General features: G+C 74.7%; 1 pseudogene. It reads left to right on the plus strand.

The features are described from left to right. Positions 1-1,160, plus strand: a pseudogene (locus QH283_RS03745) (hypothetical protein); the annotation flags it as partial.

Here is a 1,160-nt window from a genome sequence, read left to right on the forward strand (position 1 = left end):
GCCGCGCGGGGGGCCCGCGCCGGCGCCTACGTCACCGGCGGCGCCCTGGTGGCCTCGCACGGCGCCAGGGACAACGGGTCCGACGATCGGCAGCTCGACAGCTGGAACGCGGGCTGGGCGCACAGCAGCGACCCGCAGCCCGATCTGCCGAGCCCGGTGGTCACCTTCCCCGACCCGGTGCCGACCTTCGACTACGACTTCGGCAGAGGTTCCGGCACACCCGGTTTCGACGAGGCGCCCACCGCGGTCGTCGACCTCGGCCTCGACGACCGCCAGCCCGGCCCGCCGCAGGAATCGCGCTCGTACGGCGAATATCCCGAGTACCACGAGTACTACCGCAACACCGGAAATTCGCAGTACACCGGCAGCGACTACAGCACCCACCAGGGCGCAGACCCCCTGCCGCCCGCCGAGCCGCCGGTCCCGGCGCCCGGCTACGGCGGCGGCTACGGCCCCGGCCACGACGACCCCTCGGACTGGTGGCGGCCGGACGGTTTCGGCCTGCCCGGGCACGGCACCGGCCAGCCCGGCTACGACTTCGGCCTGCCCGGCCTCGGGGACCAGGTCGACCCGGGCGTCAATCCGTTCCTGCCCAAGCCCGCCAAGGGCGAACTCGGCACCGACTCCGCCGAGGACTCCGGTCCGCGCGCGGAGGATTTCTACAGCGGCTTCGACCCCTTCGCGGGCCGCGACCTGTTCGCCGGCGTCGGCGAGGGGCCGGGCGAGGGCTTCGGCGTGTGGATCGAAACCGACGCCTATGCCCAGATCTGGGCCAAGGTCGATGTCGATCTCGAGATCGGCCCCAAGGGCGTGTACCTGACCACCGACGTCCGGGTGGACGCCTCGGCCGGGCTGACCGTCAAGGCCGCCGCGGGCAACAACGTCGGCGAGCAGATCGACAAGATCTCCGAGTGGATGGACGGCGGTAAGCCCGGCCCCGGCGCGGGCAGGCGCACCACCGCGCAGCCCGGTGCCTCGGCGACGCCCGGCGCGTCCGCCTCGCAGCCGGGCGCCCCGTCCTCCGGTGCCACGACGTCCTCCGGTGCCACGACGTCCTCCGGTGCCACGACGTCCTCCGGTGCCGCGACACCGGGCGCCGCGTCCGCCGGCGCGGCCGCGCCCGCCGGTGTGAGCCCGGCCGTTGCCGCGCCTGCCCCGGC

The sequence above is a fragment of the Nocardia farcinica genome, assembly GCF_029867845.1.
Classification (GTDB): domain Bacteria; phylum Actinomycetota; class Actinomycetes; order Mycobacteriales; family Mycobacteriaceae; genus Nocardia; species Nocardia farcinica_A.